This window comes from Bradyrhizobium australafricanum (genome assembly GCF_020329495.1).
Lineage (GTDB): Bacteria > Pseudomonadota > Alphaproteobacteria > Rhizobiales > Xanthobacteraceae > Bradyrhizobium > Bradyrhizobium australafricanum.
In genome coordinates this window covers 1-7,791 of sequence record NZ_JAGKJL010000132.1, presented here as the reverse complement: position 1 = coordinate 7,791, position 7,791 = coordinate 1, and the positions used below count along the sequence as shown (strand labels likewise).

Below are 7,791 nucleotides of genomic sequence, written 5' to 3'. Positions count from 1 at the left end.
GCGGCGCAGGCCGGGCTCCCGTTCGAGGCGTCCGCCCGTCCAGCGCCGCGCTCGCATCTGGTGCTGGGCATAGCTCGGCTTGTAGCCGACCTGGCTCCCCCGATTGCGCCTCAGTTCCCGAGAGATCGTTGATGGCGAGCGATCCAGAGCTGCCGCGATTTGCCGGACCGAGCTGCCATTGGCCGATAGGCAGGCAATCTCGCATCGGTCGTCCAGAGAGAGCTGCTTGTAAGTCCGCCCCATGGCAACACCTCCTCAAGGAAGTGTTGCACTTCGTTTGTGAACTCAGGGGACCCATTACCACCGAGTCTTGTTGTGAGAGGGATCGCGGCCCCAGCCACGCGCAACAACCAGCATTTGGGGTAATGGGTCCTGGCTTTCGCCAGGACGACGTCACGCGTGTTGTATCGCGCGTCACCTACCGCGCCGGCTTCTTGCCAGGCCGCTTCTCGGCGCGCAGCGCGCCGGTCTTGTGCACCTTGGAGCGCGGCCCGACGAGGTGCGGCTTGTGAACGTGCCATTCAAGCGCGAGCGTCGCGGCGAAACCGAAAAAGCTGGAGCGGCTCATGCCGAGTCCGGCGGCATGCTTGTCGATCCGTGTGATCAGGCTCTTCGGCAAATAGACGTTGACGCGCTCGGACGGGTCGGGCGGATCGACGCCGACCATGAAGAAGGCGGCAACGTCCGAGCCCTTCGGCGGCACGATGCGCTCGATCGGGGTCGGCTCCGGCAATGGCTTGCCCTGCTCGACCCAGCCGTCGACGGTTTGCGCCAGCGTCTGCTCGGCGCGCTCGATCGCGTCTTCCTGCGATCGTCCCGCGGCGACGCAGCCGGGAAAGTCCGGAAACCACGCCCCGAACGCGCCGCGCGGCCCGCGCTCCAGCACGGCCGGATAAAGCCGTCTCTTCATTCTGGCCTCCGTCGTCGCAGTATGCTATTTCACACACCTCGGTGTGTCAAATCACACAACACGCGACATCGTGGGAGCGCGCGGCAATGGACCCGCAAGCCGAACTCCGCATCGTCCGCGCGGCCTATGCCAAGCAGATCCTGGCCGCCGCCAACACCATCAATCCGCGGCTGACGGAGGCCTTCGCCGCCATTCGCCGCGAGGACTTCGTCGGCCCGGGACCATGGATGATGCTGCGCTGGTGGAGCCGCGACTATGCGCCGACGCCCGATGCCGACCCGGTCTATCTCTACACCAACGATCTCGTCGCCTTGCGACCCGAGCGACGTCTCAACAACGGCCAGCCCTCGCTGCATGCCCATCTCATGCACCAGGCCGCACCCGCCGCCGGCGGGCACGTGGTGCATATCGGCACGGGCACGGGGTACTACACCGCGATCCTCGCGCATCTGGTCGGACCGTCCGGCCGCGTGACCGGCATCGAATGCGATCCGGACCTTGCGGCAGACGCTCGCGCCAATCTCGCCGCTTACGCAAATGTCGAGATCATCCAGGGCGACGGCACACAGGTCGCGTTCGAGTCCGGCGACGTGATCTATGTCAACGCCGGCTGCACCCGGCCTGCCGCGCGATGGCTCGACGGGCTCGCCGCCGGCGGCCGCCTGATCCTGCCGCTGACGTCGGATGAGGGATTCAAGGGTGGCGCGCCGGAGCAGGTGGCGCGATCCGGCGCCATGTTCCGGATCCAGCGCCAGGAGGCAGCGTACCAGGCGGACTGGATATCGCCGGTCGCGATCATTCCCTGCGACGGCGGCCGGGACGAGGCGTCCGAAAAAACGCTCGTCGAAGCCTTCGCCCGCGGCGGCTGGCAGAAGGTGACGCGGCTCTATCGCGACGCCGGGATCCCCGACGAACGTTGCTGGCTGCGTGGCCCAGGCTGGTGCCTGGCTTACGATTGAGCGCGGCTACTTGCGGGCAAAGACCAAAATCATGTTGTTGGCCGGCATCTCGAAGCTGCCGGCGAGCTTGAGCCCGACGCGCTCCGCAAGCGTCTCGAGATCGGCGATATCGCGCACGCCCCATTCGGCGTCGCGCTCGCGCAGCGACGTGTCGAACACGGCATTGCTGAGCGCGGTATGCTTGCCGCCGCGCTTGAACGGGCCGTAAAGCAACAGCCGGCCGTCGGCGCGCAGGTGCCGCGCGGCGCCGGCGAACAGGCCCTCGGCCACGCGCCACGGCGCGATGTGGATCACATTGGCGCAGAAGATCGCGAGCAGTTCGTCCGGACCTTTGCCGTCCGGCGGCGCCGGCGACCAGGCGGGATCGGACAGATCGATCGGCTGCGGCGGCCGGATGTTGGCAAGGCCCGCATGCGCGCGCCAGGCCTCGATGCTGCGCAGGTGCGCCGCATGGAGGTCGCTCGGCCACCAGGTGATGTCGGGCGTCTGACCGGCGAAATAGACGACATGCTGGCCGGTGCCGCTGCCGGCTTCCAGCACGTCGCCGGATTGGCCGGCGAGGTGGTCTTTCAGAACTGCCCAGATCGGCTGATGGTTGCGATGGAACGCGGGCGCATCGAGCCGCCCGTCCGCCTCGACCGGCCGGCCGTCCTTGCCAAACTCCGCCACGAATTCCGCCACCGCGCTTCTCCCTACGCCTCAGCCGCATCTCAACCGCACAAACATGACAGGCGGAAGGCGCAGGACATGCGCCCCAGTGCCGGACTGCCCCTGTGGCATTAACCCCGTCGCAACGCGCCTATTCTCCGTGTTGCCAGCCGATGGCCTTTGTGCTTTCCACTCTTTATATTGCGATGGGATCATCGAGATTGAAGCCCGGGAAACGTCCTTGATCGCCACTTTCTCCAAGCCAGCCTTCGTCCTGGCGCTGCTGGCAGGCACCGCCATGGCCGCGCCCGCGCAGGCCCAGTCCGCCGCCGAGGGACAGAAGCTCGCCTTCGACCGCGGCAAGGGCAATTGCCTGACCTGCCACGTCATCAAGGGCGGCGACCTGCCCGGCACGATCGGCCCCGAGCTGAGCGGCCTGAAGGCCAAATACAGCCGTGACGAGCTGATCGCGATCGTGACCGACGAAACCAAGCGCAATCCGCAGACGGTGATGCCGCCGTTCGGCCGAAACCGGATTTTGAGCGAGAAGGAAATCGACGCGGTGGTGGACTTCCTGCAGACGCTGTGACGCCGTGACCGTCGCTTGAGGAGATTTTTTTCGATGAACATCACGACCAGCGAATTTTTCAAAGCGCGCCGCATGGTGCTGAAGGGCGCCGGCGTCGCCGCGCTGATCGGCCTCGGGGGCATTCCGTTCGACGTGCCGCAGGCGCTCGCCGCCGCCAACGACAAATATCCCGAAGACGCATTCAAGCAGAAGAACGAGGCCGACGCGATCAAGGCGCTCTATGGCAAGACCGCCGAGCCGTCGGACAAGATCAAGATGGATGCGCCGGAGATCGCCGAGAACGGCGCGGTGGTGCCGATCTCCGCCACCACGACGCTGGCCGACGTCACCTCGATCTCGTTTCTGGTGAGCGAGAATCCGATCTCGCTGGTCGCCTCATACAGGATTCCGGCCGGCACGCTGCCGACCGTCTCCAACCGCATCAAGATGGCGAAGACCAGTAACGTCACCGCGATCGTCGAGGCCGGCGGCAAGCTCTACAGCGCCAAAAAGGAAATCAAGGTCACCGTCGGCGGCTGCGGCGGCTGAGTTCAATCAAGGGACAAATCAGATGGCATCGAGCATTCGCGTGCGCGCCACGTCAAACGGCGACACCACCGAGGTGCAGGCGCTGATCCAGCATCCGATGGATTCCGGCTTCGTCAAGGACGCCAGGGGCGAGATCATTCCGCCGCATTTCATCCAGCAGCTCACCTTCGAATATGACGGCAAGCCGGTGTTCGTCGCCGACTGGGGCGGCGGCGTCTCCAAGGACCCCTATGTCAAGTTCGCCTTCAAGGGCGGCAAGAAGGGCGACGATCTGAAGGTCAGCTGGGTCGACAACAAGGGCGCGACCGACACCGCCACGGCGAAGATTCAATGACGCGGCGCCTCGCAATCCGCGCAGCACTCGCGACGTTCGCGCTCGGCGTGCTGGCGCTCGCGCCGGCCGCGCGCGCGGCCGATACCGTCGATCCCGCCGCCGACAAGGCCGCGTTCCAGAAATTCTTCACCAGCAAATTCCCCAAGCTGAAGCTCGAGGATTTCGTCAACGGTCCCTATTCGATGAATGAGGACCTGCACAGGCAGTGGGAGGAGAAGGAGCAGTTTCCGCCCTACGAGTTCTCGCTCGAAGCCGGCAAGGAGATGTTCGCGACGCCGTTCAAGAACGGCAAGACCTACGCCGACTGCTTCCCGAACAAGGGCATCGGTATCCGCCAGAACTATCCCTATTTCGACGAGAAGGAAGGCAAGGTCGTCACGCTCGAGCTCGCGCTCAACCGCTGCCGCGAAGCCAATGGCGAGGCGCCGTTCTCCTATGTGAAGGACGACATGGCGGCGCTCACCGCCTACATGGCCTTCACCTCGCGCGGCAAGCCGATGGACATCAAGATCCCGAACGATCCGCGCGCGCTCGAGGCCTATCAGAAGGGCAAGGAGTATTTCTACACCCGCCGCGGCCAGCTCAATTTCTCCTGCGCAACCTGCCACATCCAGAGCCCGGGCGAGCGGATCCGCGCCGAGGTGCTGGCGCCGGCGCTCGGCATCCTGAACGCGATGCCGATCTACCGCTCGGAATGGAGCGGCATGGGCACGACCAGCCGCCGCTTCACCACCTGCAACAGCCAGATCCGCGGCGTGCCGCTCAATCCGCAGGACGACGAGTACCGCAACCTCGAATACTATCTGTCCTATGTCAGCAACGGGCTGCCGATTTCGGGTCCGGGAGCACGGCCATGAGCGTGGCCATCAAAACTGTCCTCGCAGCATCAGCCCTGCTGATCGCAGCGGCGACCGGCGCCCTCGCCGCCTCCGAAGCCGACTACAAGGCCGCCTACGCCGCCGCCGAAGCCGCCAACAAGGAAGCAGGCAACCTGCGCAACCAGTGGACCACCACCGCCTCGACACTATCTGCCGCAAAAAAGGCCGGTGAGGCTGGTGATTTCGACACCGCCGTCGCCAAGGCCAAGGAGGCCGAGGCACTGGCAAAGGCCTCGATCTTCCAGGCCACCAGCGAGAAGGAACGCTGGAAGGACATGGAAGTTCGTTAAGAGCGCGCAGGCCAGGGGCCGCGCGGAGAGAATGATGATCATCCGCCGCCGGGAATTCCTGAAAGCTGCGGCCGCCGCAACGCTGACGGCCGGCCTGCCGCGCCTTGCGCGCAGCGCCGACACCGCCAGCGTCTACGACCTCGAGCGGTTCGGCAACGCGCGCATCCTGCATATGACCGACACGCATGCGCAGCTGAAGCCGGTGTTCTTCCGCGAGCCCGGCGTCAATCTCGGCGTCGGCGCGATGGCCGGCCAGCCGCCGCACCTCGTCGGCAAGGCCTTCCTCGACCGCTTCGGCATCCGGCCCGACAGCGCCGACGCCTATGCCTTCACCTGCGTCGAGTTCGAGAAGGCCGCCGGCCGCTTCGGTCGGCTCGGCGGCTTCGCCCACCTGAAGACGCTGGTCGACAAGCTGCGCGCCGATGTCGGCGAAAAGCGTTCGATCCTGCTCGACGGCGGCGACCTCTGGCAGGGCTCGGCGCTCGCCAACGCCATGAACGGCGCCGACATGGTGGAGGCCGCCAATCTGCTCGGCATCGAGGCGATGACCGGGCACTGGGAATTCACCTATGGCGAGCAGGTGCTGCGCGACAACCTCTCGCGCTTCAAGGGCGAGTTCCTGGCGCAGAACGTGTTCCTGACCGAGGAAGCCGCGTTCAACGACGCCAAGGCGTTCGATCCGGCTTCGGGGCGGGTGTTCAAGCCGTCTTTCATCAAGGAGATCGGCGGCCATCGCGTTGCGATCATCGGCCAGGCCTTCCCCTACGTGCCGATCGCGCATCCGAAGCGCTTCACGCCGGACTGGAAGTTCGGCATCCGCGACGAGGAGCTCCAGAAGCTTGTCGACGGCCATCGCAACAACGACAAGGTCGAGGCGGTGATCCTGCTGTCGCATAACGGCATGGATGTCGACCTCAAGCTCGCCAGCCGCGTCACCGGCATCGACGTCATCCTCGGCGGGCACACCCACGACGCGATCCCGATCCCGATCACGGTGACCAACGCCGGCGGCGTCACGCTGGTGACCAATGCCGGCTCCAACGGCAAATTCATCGGCGTGCTCGACCTCGATCTTGCCAAGGGGAAGGTCGCCAACGTCCGCTACCGGCTGCTGCCGGTGTTCGCGGAACTGCTGAAGCCCGATCCTGCGATGCAGACGCTGATCGACAAGATGCGCGATCCGCATGTCGACGAATGGAACAACAAGCTTGCCTCGGCCGACCGGCTGCTCTACCGCCGCGGCAATTTCTCCGGCACCGTCGACCAGTTGATCTGCGATGCGCTGCTGAACGAGCTCGACGCCGAGATCGCGCTGTCGCCGGGCTTCCGCTGGGGCATCACCACGCTCGCCGGCCAGCCGCTGACCATGGAAGACGTGCTGTCGGAAACCGCGATCACCTATCCGGAGACCTACGTCGCCAAGATGACGGGCAACCAGATCAAGGATGTGCTGGAAGACGTCTGCGACAATCTGTTCAACATCGATCCCTATTATCAGCAGGGCGGCGACATGGTCCGCGTCGGCGGCCTCGCCTACACCTGCACGCCGGCCGAGACCGTCGGCAAGCGCATTTCCGAGCTGAAGCTGGGCAACGGCAAGCATCTCGAAGCCGGCAAGCACTACAAGGTCGCAGGCTGGGCCTCGGTCAACCAGCAGAGCGGCGCGCCGATCTGGGATGTCGTCGCCAGGCATCTGCGCTCCGGCCGGCCGCCGAACCGCGACGAACCCGGCGTGACGCTGAAAGGCGTCGAGGACAACCCGGGCATCGCGAGGCACGGATGACGCGCCGCGCGCTGATCGCAGCATTCGGCCTTGCTGCGCTCGCGCTGGCGGCGCCGCTCGCGCGTGCCCAGCAGGCGCCGTTGCAGGACAAGCCGTTCGCCGAGCACAAGGTCGTGCTGCAGCTCTCCGACAACGATCCGAGGAAGCAAGGCCTCGTCATCAGCGTCGCCAACAATCTGATGAAGCATTACGACCCCGACAAGGTCGCGGTCGAGATCGTCGCCTTCGGCCCGGGCATCGACCTGCTCAAGCCCGACAACCCGAACCGCAAGCTGGTCGAGAGCCTGATCGCGCAGGGCGCGCGGGTCGACATCTGCCTCAACACCGTCGACACGATCGAACGCGACAGCGGCAAGCGGCCGGACTACATCGCCGCCGCCACCCCCGTGCAGGTCGGCGTCGCACAGATCTTGCTGCTCACCGAGAATGGATACACGCTGGTCCGGCCGTAACCCTAATCGCCCTCGTCCCCGACGCCACCATCGTAGCATCGGAGTGGTGCATCTGATGGAGCCGCAGGAGCAGGGCTGGAGTTACGTGCGGCCGTAGAGCTCGCATCAGCCCAAACGCATCGAACCCGTCATCCTGAGAGTCTGACTCATAAATCACCCAACCTTAGCTGCAGCCGCGAGTCTGCGGGTCAGGAGCCTGATGTGTGCAATCAGCAGCCAGGCAGCTTCGGTTGCCACCGTCGCCTCGAAGTCCTTGGCGAGGCGGCGGCATCTGCCGAACCAAGCGAATGTGCGTTCAACCACCCACCGCCTCGGCAGAAGCTGGAAGCCTTTGACGCCTTGAGGCCGCTCGACGATCTCGACAGTCCATGGACCGCAGTCTGAGAGCGCGTCGAGGAGTTGATTTCCGCGGTAGACCCG

The 7,791-nt window shown here is 65.4% G+C and carries 12 protein-coding genes; 8 read left to right on the top strand and 4 right to left on the bottom strand.

The genetic code is table 11. From position 1 onward, the window contains the following. Window positions 1-243: helix-turn-helix domain-containing protein (locus J6525_RS47380; protein WP_312010070.1), on the bottom strand; the 243-nt coding region annotated here is incomplete at its 3' end. Window positions 244-418: 175 nt separating this feature from the next. Continuing rightward, window positions 419-910, bottom strand: coding sequence for a type II toxin-antitoxin system HicB family antitoxin (locus J6525_RS45390; RefSeq protein WP_225162000.1), 492 nt, complete (start codon window positions 908-910; stop codon window positions 419-421). Between the two features lie 86 nt (window positions 911-996). On the opposite strand from J6525_RS45390, the gene J6525_RS45385 reads away from it, so the two are divergent. Further along, window positions 997-1,869 (top strand): protein-L-isoaspartate O-methyltransferase family protein, encoded by an 873-nt coding sequence (locus J6525_RS45385; RefSeq protein ID WP_225649497.1) that lies wholly within the window; start codon window positions 997-999, stop codon window positions 1,867-1,869. A gap of 6 nt (window positions 1,870-1,875) precedes the next feature. Here the strand turns inward: J6525_RS45385 and J6525_RS45380 are convergent, their stop codons facing one another. Further along, complete coding sequence (locus J6525_RS45380; RefSeq protein ID WP_092078899.1) at window positions 1,876-2,550, bottom strand: DUF938 domain-containing protein; 675 nt, start codon at window positions 2,548-2,550, stop codon at window positions 1,876-1,878. A 265-nt stretch (window positions 2,551-2,815) separates the two neighbouring features. Between J6525_RS45380 and soxX the strand changes: the two genes are divergently transcribed. From soxX to J6525_RS45345, 7 genes are read left to right on the top strand one after another with little or no spacing between them, the layout of a single operon-like run. Further along, a complete protein-coding gene (gene soxX, locus J6525_RS45375) occupies window positions 2,816-3,106 on the top strand; it encodes a sulfur oxidation c-type cytochrome SoxX (protein WP_051448082.1) in 291 nt (96 codons plus the stop codon). Window positions 3,107-3,139: 33 nt separating this feature from the next. Continuing rightward, a complete protein-coding gene (soxY, locus tag J6525_RS45370; RefSeq protein ID WP_092078902.1) occupies window positions 3,140-3,634 on the top strand; it encodes a thiosulfate oxidation carrier protein SoxY in 495 nt (164 codons plus the stop codon). Between the two features lie 22 nt (window positions 3,635-3,656). After that, window positions 3,657-3,968: a thiosulfate oxidation carrier complex protein SoxZ gene (gene soxZ / locus J6525_RS45365; protein WP_092078905.1), complete on the top strand. Its 312-nt coding sequence runs from the start codon at window positions 3,657-3,659 to the stop codon at window positions 3,966-3,968. Then, on the top strand, window positions 3,965-4,825 hold the full coding sequence (gene soxA, locus J6525_RS45360; protein ID WP_057021235.1) for a sulfur oxidation c-type cytochrome SoxA: 861 nt from the start codon (window positions 3,965-3,967) through the stop codon (window positions 4,823-4,825). Before soxZ ends, soxA begins: the two co-directional genes overlap by 4 nt. Further along, a complete protein-coding gene (locus tag J6525_RS45355) occupies window positions 4,822-5,136 on the top strand; it encodes a hypothetical protein (RefSeq protein WP_092078911.1) in 315 nt (104 codons plus the stop codon). Before soxA ends, J6525_RS45355 begins: the two co-directional genes overlap by 4 nt. A gap of 34 nt (window positions 5,137-5,170) precedes the next feature. Next, window positions 5,171-6,919 (top strand): thiosulfohydrolase SoxB, encoded by a 1,749-nt coding sequence (soxB, locus tag J6525_RS45350; RefSeq protein ID WP_092079317.1) that lies wholly within the window; start codon window positions 5,171-5,173, stop codon window positions 6,917-6,919. Beyond that, the gene (locus J6525_RS45345) at window positions 6,916-7,371 is read left to right on the top strand and encodes a DsrE family protein (RefSeq protein WP_225649496.1); all 456 of its coding nucleotides are present in this window, start codon (window positions 6,916-6,918) and stop codon (window positions 7,369-7,371) included. The genes soxB and J6525_RS45345 overlap by 4 nt, the downstream gene beginning before the upstream one ends. Before the next feature lie 153 nt (window positions 7,372-7,524). Here J6525_RS45345 and J6525_RS45340 read toward each other — a convergent pair. Next, on the bottom strand, window positions 7,525-7,791 hold a 267-nt coding region (locus tag J6525_RS45340), incomplete at its 5' end, for a transposase (RefSeq protein ID WP_225645595.1).